The organism is Acidovorax sp. sif1233, from assembly GCF_019218755.1.
Lineage (GTDB): Bacteria > Pseudomonadota > Gammaproteobacteria > Burkholderiales > Burkholderiaceae_C > Acidovorax.
This window is the reverse complement of sequence record NZ_JAHUWZ010000001.1, coordinates 624,428-639,715: the sequence shown is the minus strand read 5'-3', so window position 1 is coordinate 639,715 and position 15,288 is coordinate 624,428. Positions and strand designations below refer to the sequence as shown.

General features: G+C 69.0%; 12 protein-coding genes and 1 pseudogene. 4 read left to right on the top strand and 9 right to left on the bottom strand.

The window, feature by feature from the left end; genetic code table 11:
* Positions 1-3: 3 nt before the first annotated feature.
* Complete coding sequence (locus KW843_RS02980) at positions 4-1,233, bottom strand: MFS transporter (protein WP_218293591.1); 1,230 nt, start codon at positions 1,231-1,233, stop codon at positions 4-6.
* Positions 1,234-1,477: 244 nt separating this feature from the next.
* Between KW843_RS02980 and KW843_RS02975 the strand changes: the two genes are divergently transcribed.
* A complete protein-coding gene (locus tag KW843_RS02975; protein WP_218293590.1) occupies positions 1,478-2,206 on the top strand; it encodes a haloacid dehalogenase type II in 729 nt (242 codons plus the stop codon).
* Positions 2,207-2,292: 86 nt separating this feature from the next.
* Here the strand turns inward: KW843_RS02975 and KW843_RS02970 are convergent, their stop codons facing one another.
* Positions 2,293-3,378, bottom strand: coding sequence for an adenylate/guanylate cyclase domain-containing protein (locus KW843_RS02970; protein ID WP_218293589.1), 1,086 nt, complete (start codon positions 3,376-3,378; stop codon positions 2,293-2,295).
* A 291-nt stretch (positions 3,379-3,669) separates the two neighbouring features.
* Positions 3,670-4,458: a metallophosphoesterase gene (locus KW843_RS02965; RefSeq protein WP_218293588.1), complete on the bottom strand. Its 789-nt coding sequence runs from the start codon at positions 4,456-4,458 to the stop codon at positions 3,670-3,672.
* 101 nt (positions 4,459-4,559) lie between these two features.
* On the opposite strand from KW843_RS02965, the gene KW843_RS26970 reads away from it, so the two are divergent.
* Entirely contained in the window at positions 4,560-5,156 is a 597-nt protein-coding gene (locus KW843_RS26970) for a DUF2694 family protein (RefSeq protein WP_370628450.1), read from the top strand.
* 14 nt (positions 5,157-5,170) lie between these two features.
* Here KW843_RS26970 and KW843_RS26965 read toward each other — a convergent pair.
* Positions 5,171-5,578, bottom strand: a pseudogene (locus KW843_RS26965) (diacylglycerol kinase family protein); the annotation flags it as partial.
* Between the two features lie 289 nt (positions 5,579-5,867).
* On the opposite strand from KW843_RS26965, the gene KW843_RS02955 reads away from it, so the two are divergent.
* Positions 5,868-6,710, top strand: a complete 843-nt coding sequence (locus KW843_RS02955; RefSeq protein ID WP_218293586.1) for a phosphatase PAP2 family protein — start codon at positions 5,868-5,870, stop codon at positions 6,708-6,710.
* A gap of 4 nt (positions 6,711-6,714) precedes the next feature.
* Here the strand turns inward: KW843_RS02955 and urtE are convergent, their stop codons facing one another.
* From urtE to urtA, 5 genes are all read right to left on the bottom strand, one after another.
* The gene (gene urtE / locus KW843_RS02950; RefSeq protein WP_218293585.1) at positions 6,715-7,407 is read right to left on the bottom strand and encodes an urea ABC transporter ATP-binding subunit UrtE; all 693 of its coding nucleotides are present in this window, start codon (positions 7,405-7,407) and stop codon (positions 6,715-6,717) included.
* Between the two features lie 168 nt (positions 7,408-7,575).
* Complete coding sequence (urtD, locus tag KW843_RS02945) at positions 7,576-8,451, bottom strand: urea ABC transporter ATP-binding protein UrtD (RefSeq protein WP_218293584.1); 876 nt, start codon at positions 8,449-8,451, stop codon at positions 7,576-7,578.
* Entirely contained in the window at positions 8,448-9,584 is a 1,137-nt protein-coding gene (urtC, locus tag KW843_RS02940) for an urea ABC transporter permease subunit UrtC (protein ID WP_218293583.1), read from the bottom strand. Before urtC ends, urtD begins: the two co-directional genes overlap by 4 nt.
* A gap of 15 nt (positions 9,585-9,599) precedes the next feature.
* Positions 9,600-11,180 (bottom strand): urea ABC transporter permease subunit UrtB, encoded by a 1,581-nt coding sequence (gene urtB / locus KW843_RS02935; RefSeq protein ID WP_218293582.1) that lies wholly within the window; start codon positions 11,178-11,180, stop codon positions 9,600-9,602.
* A gap of 154 nt (positions 11,181-11,334) precedes the next feature.
* Positions 11,335-12,606 carry an urea ABC transporter substrate-binding protein gene (gene urtA, locus KW843_RS02930; RefSeq protein ID WP_218293581.1) on the bottom strand — a complete coding sequence of 424 codons (1,272 nt, stop codon included), beginning with the start codon at positions 12,604-12,606 and terminating at the stop codon, positions 11,335-11,337.
* Between the two features lie 392 nt (positions 12,607-12,998).
* Between urtA and KW843_RS02925 the strand changes: the two genes are divergently transcribed.
* Positions 12,999-15,269: a xanthine dehydrogenase family protein molybdopterin-binding subunit gene (locus KW843_RS02925; protein WP_218293580.1), complete on the top strand. Its 2,271-nt coding sequence runs from the start codon at positions 12,999-13,001 to the stop codon at positions 15,267-15,269.
* The last annotated feature ends 19 nt before the right edge of the window (positions 15,270-15,288 follow it).

Below are 15,288 nucleotides of genomic sequence, written 5' to 3'. Positions count from 1 at the left end.
CGCTCAGGCCTTGAGGCCCGCCGTGGCGCGCTGCGTGTTCCGCTCGCTGCCCATCGACCACGCGAAGATGCCCACGCCGCAGATGCCCAGCACCACGCCCACCCAGCCGGTGGACGTCCAGCCCAGGCCGGCCGCGATGGACACACCGCCCAGCCACGCGCCCAGTGCGTTGGCAGCGTTGAACGCCGAGTGGTTGAGCGCGGCGGCCAGGGTCTGCGCATCGCCGGCCACGTCCATCAGGCGGATCTGCAGCGCAGGGCCGATGGCGACCAGCGTGCCCAGGAAGAAGGTGGCCAGCGCGGCGGTGACGGGGTGGTGCGCGGCGGGCACGAACAGCGCCAGCACCGCGATGGACCACAGCAGCACCTTGCCGATGGCGGGCATGAGGGCCTTGTCGGCCATGCGCGAGCCCACGATGTTGCCCGCCACCATGCCCAGGCCGAAGAGCGAGAGCACGAAAGGCATGAGCGCGGGCGGCATGCCGGCCACCTCCAGCAGCGTGGGCTTGATGTAGCTGAACACCGCGAACATGCCGCCAAAACCGATGGCGCCGATGCCCAGGGTGAACCACACCTGCTTGCGCGCCAGCGCGCCCAGTTCGCGCAGGGGGCTGGCGCCGTGCGATGCGGGCATGTCGGGCACCCACAGGCGCACCATGGCGACGGCGGCCACGGCGATCAGGCCCACGAAAACGAACGCCGCGCGCCAGCCGAAGTATTCGCCCAGGGCCGCCGCGATGGGCACGCCCACCAGGGTGGCCGTGGTCAGCCCCAGCATGACCCAGCCCACGGCGCGCGCGCGGCGCCCCGGTGGCGCCAGGGCCGCGGCCACGAGGGCGGCCACGCCGAAGTAGGTGCCGTGCGGCAAGCCGGTGAACAACCGCATGGCGCTGAGCGACAGGTAGCCCGGCGCCAGCGCCGATGCGAAGTTGCCCAGCGCATACACCACCATCAGCGCCATGAGCAGCGCGCGCCGCCCCCAGTGGGCGCACAGCACGGCCAGCACCGGTGCACCGACCACCACGCCCAGCGCATAGGCGCTGATGACGTGGCCGGCCTGCGGAATGCTGACGCCGATGTCGCGCGCCACCTCGGGCAGCAGGCCCATGATGACGAATTCGCCCGTGCCGATGGAAAAGCCGCCGACCCCCAGGGCCAGCACGGCGCGCACCAGGGTGCGGTCGTCGGTCGGGGCGTGGGCGAGGGACGACGTGGGAGTCAGGGGCGCGGTCATGGCAGCAGGAACAACAGCAACAAAGGGGCGCTGCACCGGCAGGCGGCGGGCGGCGCAGGCGATGGACGGGGATGGAGAAGAAACGCAGTTACGGGGGTAAACCCGATTTTTGTAACCATAGCACGCCCCGCGCCGCCCTGCAGGGGCGAGGGCATGTGCAACCCCGGCGCACCGGCCCAACACGCAAGGCTGCTACGCTGGCGCCCCGACCCCGCCCTTCCTTCCTCCCCACCCAGGACCGCGAATGACGACGACCCAGAGCACGGCAGACCCCATCGCCAGCAGCGTGAAGGTGCTGGCCTTCGACATCTTCGGCACCGTGGTGGACTGGCACGGCAGCATCGTGCGCGAGATGCAGGCGCTGTACCCGGCCATCGACGGCGACGCGTTCGCCATCGCCTGGCGCAGCGGCTACCAGCCGGCCATGGCGCGGGTGATGCGCGGCGAGCAGGGCTGGACGCGCATCGACGCGCTGCACCGGGGCATCCTCGACGGCATCCTGCCGCGCTTCGGCCTCGCCCACCTGGCCGAGGCCGAGCGCCAGCACCTGAACCATGTGTGGCAGCGGCTGGACCCGTGGCCCGACAGCGTGGCGGGCCTCACGCGGCTCAAAACCCGCTTTATCCTCACGACGCTGTCCAACGGCAACATCAGCCTGCTCACGCACATGGCCAAGCGCGCGGGGCTGCCGTGGGATTGCGTGCTGAGCGCGGAAGTGTTCAAGGCCTACAAACCCAGCCCCGACACCTACCTGGGCGTGGCGCGCGTGTTCGACCTGCGGCCCGGACAGGTGGCGCTGGTGGCCACCCACCACGACGACCTGGCGGCCGCACGCGCCTGCGGCCTGCGCACCGCCTACATCGAGCGCCCGCACGAACTCGGCAAGGCACGGCCCAAGGACGGGTCGCCCCAGCCCGGCAACGATCTGCATGCCACCGACCTGAACGACCTGGCGCGGATGCTGGGCTGCTGAGAGCGGCGCGTGCCACCCCGCAGGCGCCGCCCCCGCGCCGGTTCCAGCGAGGCCGCCCGCGGAATCCTTGCCGGCCCAGGCCGCGGCTACCGCGCCGCCACCAGCAGCTGCACGAACATCTGCACCTTGGCGTTGCACTCGGGGCTGATCGAGGTGAACTCCAGCCCGGCCAGCCACTGCTCGCGCTCGGGCTTGAGCGTGACCACGCGCGCATACACGTCGGTGGCGTGGTAGTCCACGAGCGTGAGGTCGAACTCCACCTTCACCTCGCTGTGCAGCGCCACCGGCTCCGCCACCTCGATCAGCAGGCCGTGGTAGCCGATGTCGCGGATGGCGGCGTGCACGATGTGCGGCACGATGATCTTGTCCTGCATGCGCTGGCACAGGCAGGGCAGGCGCGTGTCCACGCGGTGGCTGCGGCGGAACTCCTGGCGCGGCACCTTGAGCTTGTGCGAGGGGATCGCCACCAGCTCGCGCAGGCTCACCGGCTGCACGCGGCCCTTCACGTACACCTGCATGGGCGCGGTGGCCGACACCAGGCCCCAGCAGCGCTGGTAGGTGGCCTCGCTGATCAGCACCTGCCCGCGCAGGCTGAAGGCCTCGATGCGCGAGGCAAGGTTCACCTCTTCGCCGATGACCGTGTATTCGGAATACAGCTCCGACCCGAAGCGCCCCGCCATCACGTTGCCGGTGTTCACGCCAATGCCCAGAAACACCTGCGGCAGGCGTTCGCGCAGGTGCTCCAGATTCAGGTCACGCATGGCGATCTGCATCTCCACCGCGCACAGCAGCGCGCGGTCCACGTCGTCGTCGCGCCCCATGGGCGCGCCGAACAGCACCATGATCGAGTCGCCCATGAACTTGTCGATGCTGCCCTGGTGCTTGAACACCACCTCGCTCAGCCGCGCCAGACAGCGGTTGAGCGCCGCGATGACCACCGCCGCCGGCTGCGATCCCGACAGCGCGGTGAAGCCGCGCAGGTCCGCCAGCAGGATGGTGACCTCGCGCGGTGCCACGGCCAGGCCTTCGGCGGCGGCGCCATCGGGGCATTCGCTGCCGCGCAGGATCGCCGCCATCTCGGCCTGCGCCCCTTCGCCCAGCGGCGCACCGGTCTCCCGCTCGATCAGCGCCTGCAGCCGGCGCACCGCATCGTGGTTGAATTCTTTGTGCATGAGTGACGAGAGGCTGCAAAAACGGCGGCACGGCCCGGCCCCGCATCCGCCGCACGACCCGCCCGCCAGGCCACCAGAATAGGTGGCGCCCTCCGGCCGGTCAACCGGTGAAAACACCCCGTTGCCCGCCCACACCGCCGCCTGAACCCGCGTGCGGGGGCATGCGCGCCCACCGCTGCGCGCGGCGGCCACTTCAGATGTTTCGAGCCTCTGGCGCTTTCCCTTCAAGCGCCAGTAGCTATCAAAAATATAGCAACAGTTTTCCTGGCCACGGAGCCGGGACCGTCCGCCCTAGCCCACGGTCTGCCGCAGCACGCGCTGGAATTCACCCGACGCCGCGTCGTAGTCCCAGCGGGCGGCATAGCGCGCCCAGCCGCCCTCCGCCGCGCCGGATGCCTCGACCGTCAGCACCACCAGGCTGTTGGGGCTGCCGTGGCGCAGGCGGTACGACACGGCGGTGCCCGCGTGGCTGGCCCACAGCCCGGGCAGGGGGTTGAGCAGCGCAGGCTGGTGGGCGTGGCCCGACAGCAGCATTTGCGCACCGGCGGAGCGCCAGCACTGCAGGGCCTCGTCGGCCCGGTGGGGGCGGTGCGCGCGGTCGGCCGGATCGCGCGCCACCAGGGGGTGGTGGCTGGCCACGATGCGCCAGGCATCGGGGGGGGCGCGGGCCAGGAGGTCGGCCACATGGTGGATCTGGGCAGACGACAGGCTGCCGCGTTCATGCCGCCAGGCACGCGTGGTGTTGACGCCCACCACATAGAACGCACCCGCCTGCCGCACGGGTTCGTGGTCCACCCCGAACTGGCTCGCGAAACGCTCGTACGACCGCCCCCAGCGCATCCACCAGGCAAACAGCGGCAGGTCATGGTTGCCCGCGAGCACCAGGGTGGAGCGGGCGTGCATGCCCTGCACAAAACGCCCGGCCTGCTCGAACTGGCTGGCGGTGGCACGCTGCGTGAGGTCGCCCGACACCACCGCCATCGACACCCCCAGCCGCTGCGCCAGCCGCTGGGCCGCGGCGCACACGTCAGGATCGTGCGCCCCGAAATGCAGATCCGACAGGTGCATCAGGACGTCCATGGGCACTCTCCGAACGGGGCTGGGCGGCCAGGCTGCTGCGTCATGCCGGCAGCATCCCTTCCACCGGAGGGGCGGCCGGCGCCCCTTCGTGCTGCACGGGCATGGCAGCCGGCGGCGCGGGCGCGGAGGCATCGTCACGGATCAGCGTGGACGAGGCCACCAGCCACAGCGGCCGCGCGCTGATCCGGAAATGCAGGGGCGGCGCCATCCACGCGCGCTCGCCGTCGAAAGCCACCTTGACCTGCGGCGGGCGCCAGCTGGCCGGGGCCACCGTCAGCTCCGTGCACGCCACGCTGGTCACCGCGCCGTCCCTGTCGAGCTGGCCGGTGGCCGCGTTCCACACCGTGCGCGCCACGGCCCAGCGGCCCTGGGGCTGCAGCAGCACGACGGCCATCTTGCCGCCATCGGCCACCATCTGCGCCTGGGGCAGGCCCATGCGGTCGAGCTGCAGCGGGTTGTTGCCCACGAACAGCGTGGTGACCAGGTGCTCCTCCTGCCGGTCCCGTGCGCCCTCGTGGGTCTTCATCACCACACGCCAGCGGCGGCCGGCCGCGGGCCGGAACATGCTCCACACCGCCGACGCCACGGCCACCAGGCGCGAGCGGCCAAAGCGCCGCGACGCCTTCTCGCGCTCGGCCAGCAGCTTGGGGTACAGGCCGACACTGGCGTTGACCACGAACAGCTGGCGGTTCACATAGCCCACCTGCACGGGGCGCATGTCGCCCGCATGCAGGGCCTGCAGCAGATCCTGCACGGCCACCTCGGGGTCCAGCGCCAGGCCGTGTTCGCGGCTGAAATAGTTGAAGGTGCCCATCGGCACCACCCCCATGGGCACCCCCAGGCGCAGGACCGCGGCGGCCACCGCGTTGATGGTGCCGTCGCCGCCCGCGGCCACCACCAGGCCACCGTCGGCGCGCGCGGCATGCGCCGCCTCGCCCGCCAGCGCCACGATGTCGCCGCGCTGGTCCGGCACGTGCCACACCAGGTTGTGCGCCTGCAGGGCCGAGACGCCCTCGAGCTTGGCGCGCAGCAGGTCCAGGTCGGCGCCGGGGCGCCGGGGCACCACCAGGTGGATGGGGCCGTGGGGCCGGGCAGGAACGGGACGCTCTGAAGGTGTCATGAAGAGAAAGGTCTGCAACAGGCTGCGGCACCGGACCCGGGCGCCAGGCCGGCACCGTGCTGGCTGCGCGCCGGGGATTGCGGTGCGGTCGTCCGATGATGGCGGGCGGGCAGCCCATGCGCAGCCGGTAGCCACGCCTTTGCCCTGTCAGCGCCCGCCGACAGGGCCGGGGCAGCGCCACGGCGCCACGACGATTCACCCATGCCCGGCAGGGCCGCTGGGAACTCCGGTACAAACGCGGGCTCCCTCCTAGCCTGGCGAAGAAGAAGCTGACGCCGCCCCGCAACCCATGACCCTCCCCGCATCCGACATTGGCGCCCTGCTGGCGCAGCACCCCATGGTCTGGTGGTGGGCGGGCACGCTCGCCTTCGCGCTGCTGGGGCTGGGCGGCCTGGCGGGCCTGCGCGGCCTGCGCCGCGCGGCCCCGCCGCTGCGCCGGCTCCTGCCGGCACGGGCGCGCTGGGTGATGATCGCGGCGATGGGCGCGTCGGCCTGCACTCTGGTGCTGGCGGGCGCCGCGATGGCGGAGCTGGCCGACAGCGGGCGCGCCGCCGATGGCCGCTGGGGCGTGCTGGACGACGCCCTTGCCGACGGCCTGCGCGCGCAGGCGGACACCGCCGTGCTGCGCTGGTTCGCCACGCTCACCCACCTGGGGGACTCGGGGGTGCTGGCCGGGCTGACGCTGGCGGTGGCCCTGGCGCTGTGGCTGCGCCGGCACCGGCTGCTGGCCACGGGCTGGTTCGTCGCCATGGCGGGAAACGGCGCCCTGACCAAAGTCCTCAAGGAGGTGTTCGAGCGTGTCCGGCCCGAGCACGTGCACGGCGTGGCCCAGGCCCAGGGCTACAGCTTTCCCAGCGGCCACAGCAGCGCGTCGATGGTGGCGTACGCGATGCTGGCCTACCTGGCCACGCGGCTGCTGCCCCGCCCCTGGCACGCACCCGCGGCGCTCCTGGCCGGCGCGTTCATCTTCACCACCGGCTGGAGCCGCGTGGTGCTGCACGTGCACTACGCCAGCGATGTGCTCGCGGGCTGGCTGCTGGGCGGCACCTGGATGGTGTGCACGGTGCTGATCATGGAGAGTGTGTCGCGCTGGCGCGGCCCCGCCCCCGGCGCTGCGGCGCAACGGCCATGAGCCATCAGATCGCGACGAGGTTGCGGATGCCCTTGGCCTCCATCTCGCTGCCAGGGCCGCGCGCGATGACCTCACCACGCTCCATCACCAGGTAGTCGTCGGCCAGCTCCTGCGCGAAGTCGTAGTACTGCTCGCACAGCAGGATGGCCATCTCGCCCTTGTCGGCCAGCATGCGGATCACGCGGCCGATGTCCTTGATGATGCTGGGCTGGATGCCCTCGGTGGGCTCGTCCAGGATCAAGAGGCGCGGCCCCGGCGCCAGCGCCCGGGCGATGGCCAGCTGCTGCTGCTGCCCGCCCGAAAGGTCGCCGCCCCGGCGGCCGAGCATCTGCTTGAGCACGGGGAACAGCTCGTACAGGTGTGGCGGCACGGGGGTGGCGCCGCTCTTGTAGGCCAGGCCCATGCGCAGGTTTTCTTCCACCGTGAGGCGGCCGAAAATCTCGCGCCCCTGGGGGACAAAGCCGATGCCTGCGCGGGCACGGTCGTACGGCGTGGCCTTGTCGATGGGCTTGCCGTCGAACGTGATGCCCCCGCTCCTGATGGGAACCAGGCCCATGAGGCTTTTGAGCAGCGTGGTCTTGCCGACGCCGTTGCGGCCGAGCAGCACGGTGACCTTGCCGGACTGCGCCGTGAGGCTCACATCACGCAGGATGTGGGAGCCGCCGTAGTACTGGTTGATGTTCTGGACGGTGAGCATGGTACTTGGAGTGTTTTGGACCTCTGGCGCTTGTTCATCAAGCGCCAGCAGCTATGAATTTAGAAGCATTCGGTGCGCCTGTGCCGAGTCCGGATTCCGAGAGTCGCCCCGGCCCCAGCCTTCGCAACAGCCCACCGCCCGCCAGGAAAAGAGAACAGGCAAGCTCCATCACCGCCCCAGATAGACCTCGATCACCCGCTCATCCGCCTGCACCTGGTCCAGCGTGCCCTGCGCCAGCACCGCCCCGTCGCACAACACGGTCACGATCTCCGAAATCGTGCGGATGAACCCCATGTCATGCTCCACCACCATCAGCGAGTGCTTGCCCTTGAGCGTGAGGAACAGCTCCGCCGTGCGCGCCGTCTCCTCGTCCGTCATGCCCGCCACGGGCTCGTCGAGTAACAGCAGCTTGGGGTCCTGCATCAGCAGCATCCCGATCTCCAGCCACTGCTTTTGCCCATGGCTCAGGTTCCCTGCCATGCGCGCCACGCTGTCGGCCAGGTGGATGGTGTGCAGGATCTCCGCCAGCCGGTCCGACTGCGCAGAATCCAGCCGGAAGAACATGCTCGACGTCACGCCCTTGTGCGTCTTCAAGGCCAGCTCCAGGTTCTCGAACACGCTGAGCTGCTCGAACACCGTGGGTTTCTGGAACTTGCGGCCAATCCCCAGGCTCGCGATCTCGGGCTCGTTGTGGCGCAAGAGGTCGATGGTGGAACCAAAGTACACCGTGCCGCTGTCGGGCCGCGTCTTGCCGGTGATGATGTCCATCATCGTCGTCTTGCCGGCACCGTTGGGCCCGATGATGCAGCGCAGCTCGCCGGGCGCGATATCGAGGCTCAGGTTGTTGATGGCCTTGAAGCCGTCGAAGCTCACGTTCACGTCTTCCAGGTACAGGATGCGGCCGTGGGTGATGTCCACCTCGCCGGGCGTGGCGATGCGCGAGAAGCCTGCAGCCCGGCCACCGGATTCGGTCTGGCCCAGGGCGGCGGGCGCCAGCCTGGCCTCTAGGCGCCTTGCGCCTTCGTCCATCAGATCGGGTGTCATGGCGCGGCTCCTTCGGTCTTCTTGTTTTTCTTCAGCTTCTTCACCAGGCCCACCACGCCATCGGGCAGGAACAGCGTCACGGCGATGAACAGCGCACCGAGGAAATACAGCCAGAACTCCGGCGCAGTCACGGTGAGCCAGCTCTTGGCACCATTGACGATGAAGGCGCCCACGATGGGTCCGATCAGCGTGGCACGGCCGCCCACCGCGGCCCACACCGCGATCTCGATGGAGTTGGCGGCGCTCATCTCGCCGGGGTTGATGATGCCGACCTGGGGCACGTACAGCGCGCCCGCCACGCCGCACATCATGGCGCTGATGGTCCAGATGGTGAGCTTGTAGGGCAGCGGCGAGTAGCCCGAGAACATGACGCGCGTCTCGGCATCGCGCACCGCCTGCAGCACGCGGCCGAACTTGCTGCGCACCAGCCAGCGCGCCAGCAGGAAGAACACCAAGAGCGTGACGCCCGTCATCACGAACAGCAGCATGCGCATGTTCTGCGTGGCGATGGGCTGGCCCAGGATGCGCTTGAAATCCGTGAAGCCGTTGTTGCCGCCAAAGCCCGTCTCGTTGCGGAAGAACAGCAGCATGGCCGCATACGTCATGGCCTGCGTGATGATCGAGAAATACACGCCCTTGATGCGCGAGCGGAACGCGAAGTAGCCGAACACGAAGGCCACGATGCCGGGCACGACCACCACCAGGATGAGCGTGGCGACGAAGCTGTCGGACAGCATCCAGTGCCAGGGCAACTCCTTCCAGTCGAGGAAGACCATGAAGTCGGGCAGGTCGCTCTGGTAGTTGCCGTCGCGGCCAATCTGGCGCATGAGGTACATGCCCATCACATAGCCGCCGAGCGCGAAGAACAGGCCATGGCCCAGGCTCAGGATGCCGGTGTAGCCCCAGATCAGGTCCATGGCCAGCGCGCAGATGGCGTAGCACATGATCTTGCCGAGCAGCGCCACGGCGTAGTCGGACAGGTGCAGCGCACTGCCGGCCGGCACCCACAGGTTGAGCACGGGTGCCACGGCGCACACCACGATGAGCGCCACGATGAAGGCCGACCAGCCGCCGCGCGTGAGCAGCGGCGCGGGTGCGGGCAGTTGAAGAGAAAGAGAAAGCTTGGTGGTCATGGTATGGCTCGCCCTTCAGTCCGCAGTGCGGCCTTTCACGGCGAAGATGCCCTGCGGCCGCTTCTGGATGAAGATGATGATGAACACCAGCACGGCGATCTTGGCCAGCACGGCGCCCGTCCAGCCTTCGAGGAACTTGTTGAGCACGCCCAGGCCCAGCGCGGCGTACACGGTGCCGGCCAGCTGGCCCACGCCGCCGAGCACCACCACCATGAACGAATCGACGATATAGCCCTGGCCCAGGTCCGGGCCCACATTGCCCACCTGGCTGAGGGCACAGCCTGCCAGGCCCGCAATGCCGGAGCCCAGCGCGAAGGCGTAGGTATCGACACGCGCCGTGTTCACACCCATGCACGAGGCGATGGGGCGGTTCTGCGTGACGCCGCGCACGAACAAACCCAGGCGCGTCTTGCTGATGAGAAAGGCCACGCCGCCCAGCACCGCCAGCGCAAACGCCACGATGATCACGCGGTTCCAGGGCAGCTGCAGGTTCTCCATGAGCTGCACGCCGCCGCTCATCCACGAGGGGTTTTCCACACCCACGTTCTGCGCGCCGAACACGCTGCGCACCAGCTGCTGCAGCATCAGGCTGATGCCCCAGGTGGCCAGCAAGGTCTCCAGCGGGCGGCCGTACAGGAAGCGGATCACGCCGCGCTCGAGCACCGCGCCCATGAGCGCCGAGGCCATGAAGGCGGCGGGCACGGCGGCCACCAGGTACCAGTCGAACGCGCCCGGAAAGTAGCGCTGGAACACGCCCTGCATGACGTAGGTGGCGTAGGCGCCGATCATCATCAGCTCGCCATGGGCCATGTTGATCACGCCCATGAGGCCGTAGGTGATGGCCAGGCCCAGCGCCACCAGCAGCAGGATGGAGCCCAGGCTGATGCCCGTGAACATCGCCGCCAGACGCTCGCCCCATTGCAGGCTGTCTTCCACCGTCTTGAGTGCCGCCTGCAGCGCGGCCTTGACCTTGGGATCTTGTTCGTTGCGCAGTTGCTCCAGCAGCACCGTGCGCGTGGCGGGGTTGCCACTGGCGGCCAGGTGCTGGGCGGCTTCCAGGCGATTGGCGGCATCGCTGCTGCTCAGGAGGATGCGCGCGCGGATGCTGGCCAGGCGCCCCTTGAGAGCTGCGTCCTGCTCGGCGGCCAGGGCCTTCTCAACCAGCGGCAGGCGGGCCTCGTCGGTCTCCTCGCGCAGCGCTTCGATGGCGCTGCGGCGTTGTGCAATGTCGGTGGACATCAGCTGGAGCGAAGCCAATGCAGTGTCGAACTCGCCGCGCATGCGATTGTTGTTGACGATGTCTTCGGCGTCGTCAGGCACCGGCACCTCGGCGCCGGTCACGGGGTCCAGCCCCTTGTCGCCCTTGATCACGATGGCCTTGTCGCCCGCGATCTTCACGGCGTCGTCACCCATCGCGCGGATAAACGCCAACGTGGCCTCGTCGGGCGTGGCGATGGCTTTCTGCAGCGCGGCGATCCGGTCGTCGGTATCACCCGCCGCCATGGCCCGTGCAGCCTCGGCCGTGAGCGCGTGCGCCTGCACCGTTGTGCACAACAGCAGGCAGGCGATCAAGCGAGAAAAGAATGAAGAAAGCATGGAAGGGCCAGTGGCGTCGAACAAGATGGGCCTGTGCAGCGCGCAGGGCCCAGACCAGGGCCGCCGCGCAAGGGCCGCCCCGCCGCGCTGGCGGCGTCCCCCTCCCACGCGCAGCGTGAGAGAGGGGGAAGCGGCGTAGCCGCTCAGGGGGAGATCACAGCTTCGACTTGCCGTCCGGCTCGTCCTTCTTCTTGTCGTTGCCTTCGATGTACGGGCTCCATGGCTTGGCCTTCACGGGGCCCGGCGTCTTCCACACCACGTTGAACTGGCCGTCGGCCTTGATCTCGCCGATGAACACGCTCTTGTGCAGGTGGTGGTTCTTCTCGTCCATCTTGGACACGATGCCCGACGGTGCCTTGAAGGTCTGGCCGGCCATGGCGGCGATCACCTTGTCCACATCCGTGCTCTTGGCCTTCTCGACAGCCTGCTTCCACATGTTGATGCCGATGTAGGTGGCTTCCATCGGGTCGTTGGTGAGCGGCTTGTCCTTGTGGCCGGCAATGCCCTTGGCCTTGGCGTAGTCGCTCCACTTCTTGATGAACTCGGTGTTGGCCGGGCTTTTGATGGACTGGAAGTAGTTCCAGGCGGCCAGGTGGCCCACCAGCGGCTTGGTGTCCACGCCGCGCAGTTCTTCCTCGCCCACGCTGAATGCGACGACCGGCACGTCCTTGGCCTTCAGGCCCGCGTTGCCCAGTTCCTTGTAGAAGGGCACGTTGGAGTCGCCGTTGATGGTGGACACCACGGCCGTCTTGCCGCCCTGGCTGAACTTCTTGATGTCGGCGACGATGGTCTGGTAGTCCGAATGGCCAAACGGGGTGTACTTCTCGTCGATGTCCGAATCCTTCACGCCCTTGGACTTGAGGTAGGCGCGCAGGATCTTGTTGGTGGTGCGGGGGTAGACGTAGTCGGTGCCCAGCAGCACCCAGCGCTTGGCGCTGCCGCCGTCCTTGCTCATCAGGTAGTCCACCGCGGGGATGGCCTGCTGGTTGGGCGCGGCGCCGGTGTAGAACACGTTCTTGGAGAGTTCCTCACCCTCGTACTGCACGGGGTAGAACAGCAGGCCGTTCATTTCTTCCACGACCGGCAACACCGACTTGCGCGACACCGAGGTCCAGCAGCCGAAGATCACCGAGACCTTGTCCTGGCCCAGCAGCTGCTTGGTCTTTTCGGCGAACAGGGGCCAGTTGGAGGCGGGGTCCACCACCACGGGCTCGAGCTTCTTGCCCAGCACGCCGCCCTTGGCGTTGATCTCGTCGATGGCCATCAGCACGGTGTCTTTCAACACAGTCTCGGAAATGGCCATGGTGCCCGACAGGCTGTGCAGGATGCCGACCTTGATGGTGTCCTGTGCGTGGGCTGGCAGCGCAGACAGGCCAGCGAGCGCAGCGACGGCCGCAAGGGCCTTGAGGGAATAACGACGTTGCATGTGTGCTTCTCCGGTGGTGGTTTCAATCAGTGAATCAATCAAACCGCTTCGCCCGGCGGGCTCCGTGGTGGAGCCGTGGCGGATCGGGCGATGGAATGGATTCTGGAGAGCGAGGCCGGCTTGGGAAATACGCCGGGTGGCGTACACGGTGGCCCGGCCGCAGGCCGCCGGGGCCTGCCCACCCAGCTTGTGTCGGGCAGGCGAAACGCTATGCATTTAATAGCTTTTAGCGCTTGATGGATAAGCGCTGGAGGCCAAAAACACTCAAAATGCCAAGTCCCCGAAGGGCGGGGGAATCTCGGTCGCAGGTTTACGATATTTGAACCATCACCCCATGCGCCGGGCTCGCATGCCCCCATCCAGCCCACCTACGCCACGAAGGAAACAACCCCATGGTGAAACGACGCACAGTGCTCCTCGGTGGCGCCGCGACAGCGGGCGCGCTGGTCATTGGCTGGGGCGTGATGCCGCCGCGCCAGCGCCTGCACCCGGCCGACCCGGTGCCCAGCGCCAGCGGGCAGGCGGCGCTGAACGGCTGGCTCAAGGTGGGCGCCGACAACACCGTGACGGTGATGATGGCCAAATCCGAAATGGGCCAGGGCGCGCACACGGGCCTGGCCGCCATCCTGGCGGAAGAGCTGGATGCCGACTGGGCGCAGGTGCGGCTGGAGATGGCGCCCATCGACGACATCTACAACAACCTGGCCACCGTGGTGGACGGCCTGCCCTTCCATCCCGACAACGACGGCTCGATGAAGGCCGTGGCGGGCTGGCTGACAGCCAAGACCATGCGCGAGGTGGGCGTGATGATGACGGGCGGATCGAGCAGCATCAAGGACCTGTGGCTGCCCATGCGCGAGGCCGGCGCCCACGCGCGCGCCCTGCTGATCCGCGCCGCCGCCGCGCAATGGAACGTGCAGGCGGCGGAGTGCACGGCCAACGCGGGCGTGGTGGAACATGTGGCCGGCCAGCGCGCCACGTTTGGCGAACTGGCCGCCCTGGCCGCGCAGCAGCCCATGCGGGGCAAGGTCACGCTGAAGGAACCCGCGCAGTTCAAGCTCATCGGCAAGCCGCTCACGCGCATCGAGGCGCCTTCCAAGCTGGATGGCTCGGCCGTGTACGGCATCGACGCCCACCCGCCCGGCCTGCTGCATGCCAGCGTGGTGATGTGCCCCACGCGCGGCGGCAAGGTGGCGCGCTTTGATGCAGCCGCCGCCCGGAAGCTGCCGGGCGTGAAACACGTGCTGGCCGTGGCGCCCCTGCACGGCGGCACCGGCGCCGTGGCCGTGATCGCCGACACGCCCTGGCACGCCAGGAAGGCCGCCGCCGCTGTCACCGTGGAATGGGACCACGGCCCCGCCGCCACGCTGTCGAGCGACGCCGTGATGGCGCGCATGGCGCAGGCGCTGGACCAGGCCAAGGGCTTTGGCTACCACAGCACGGGCGACGTGGATGCGGCCTTGCAGGGCGCGGCCAGCACCATCAACGCGGACTACCGCGCGCCCTACCTGGCCCACGCGGCGCTGGAGCCCATCAACTGCACGGTGCAATTCAAGGACGGGGCCGCCACCGTGTGGACATCCACCCAGGTGCCGGGCCTGGCCCGCAGGGCAGCCGCCAAGGCGCTGGGCATCGACGAAGAGAAAGTGACCGTGCACCAGCTGCTGCTGGGGGGCGGCTTTGGGCGGCGGCTGGAGGTGGACTACGTGGGCCAGGCCGCCGCCATCGCCCAGGCCGCCGGGGGCGCGCCGGTGCAGACGCTGTGGACCCGCGAGCAGGACACGCAGCACGACTTCTACCGCCCCGCCTGCATGGCCCGCTTCAAGGCAGGGTTTGATGCGCAGGGACACCTGGTGGCGTGGCACAACATCTCCGCGGGCCAGGCCATCGTGCCGCAGGTGCTGGTGCGCACCTTTGGCCTGGCGGGCGCGGGCCCCGACAAGACCACGTCCGAAGGTGCCTTCGACCAGCCCTACGAATGGCCCCATGCGCGCATCGCGCATGAGGTGGTCGACATGCCCCTGCCCGTGGGCTTCTGGCGCTCGGTGGGGCATTCGCACCAGGCGTTCTTCAAGGAGAGTTTTGTGGACGAGGCCGCCGCAGCGGCCAGGCAGGACCCGGTGGCCTTCCGCGCCGCGCTGCTGCAAAAACACCCGCGCCACCTGAAGGTGCTGCACAAGGCGGCCGAGCTGGCGGACTGGGGCAAGCCGCTGGCGCCAGGCGCGGCGGGCGGGCAGCGCGCGCGGGGCGTGGCGCTGCACCAGTCGTTCGGCTCCATCGTGGCCCAGGTGGCCGAGGTGTCGGTGGGCGCCGACAAGGCCATCCGCGTGCACCGCGTGGTGTGCGTGATCGACTGCGGCGCCGCCATCAATCCCAACCTGATCGAGCAGCAGATGGAAAGCGCCGTGGTGTTCGGCCTCACGGCGGCGCTGCACGGCGAGGTCACGGTCAAGGACGGGCAGGTGCAGCAGGGCAACTTCCATGACTACCCGCTGCTGCGCATGGCCGACTGCCCGCGCGTGGAGACCCACATCATCGACAGCGCCGAGCCGCCCGAAGGCGTGGGCGAACCCGGCGTGCCGCCGATCGCGCCCGCGGTGGCGAATGCGCTGTTTGCCCTGACCGGGCAGCGCCTGCGCGCCCTGCCCCTGAAACTGGCCTGACCGGCTTGAAGGAACCCTC